Annotated in this window: 1 protein-coding gene; it reads right to left on the reverse strand. The window is 71.4% G+C overall.

From position 1 onward, the window contains the following. Positions 1-75 precede the first annotated feature (75 nt). Entirely contained in the window at positions 76-423 is a 348-nt protein-coding gene (locus HK439_RS26515) for a septal ring lytic transglycosylase RlpA family protein (RefSeq protein ID WP_190294473.1), read from the reverse strand. Positions 424-430 lie beyond the last annotated feature (7 nt).

The raw sequence follows: 430 nt of genomic DNA on the forward strand, positions 1-430 counted from the left end.
CCTCACGGTCAGGACCAATTTTCCCGCCGCTTCGGACCACCCTTCAGCCGAATTTGCAGCGCGATCCGCCGCGCGTCAGCCGCAGGACGCCTCCGTCCGTCCGGCGACCGTTACCCGCACCCTGGTCACCCCCTTGTTGATGAACTTCAGCTCGCGCGCCGCGCGCCGCGAGACGTCGATCACCCGGCCGCGCACGAACGGGCCGCGGTCGACGATGGTCAGCGTCACCTTGCGGCCGTTCGACAGGTTCTCCACCTGCACCTTGGTGCCGAAGGGCAGCTTGCGGTGCGCCGCCGTCAGCGCTTCGGGGTTGGCGCGCGCGCCGCTGGCGGTGCGTCCGGTGAGCTCGTACCAGGAGGCGCGGCCGCACTCGGCCAGCGCCGGCGAGGCACCGAGACCGGCGCAGGCGAGTGCGATCAGCACGTGGAGC

The organism is Roseibium aggregatum (assembly GCF_014692675.1).
Lineage (GTDB): Bacteria > Pseudomonadota > Alphaproteobacteria > Rhizobiales > Stappiaceae > Roseibium > Roseibium aggregatum_C.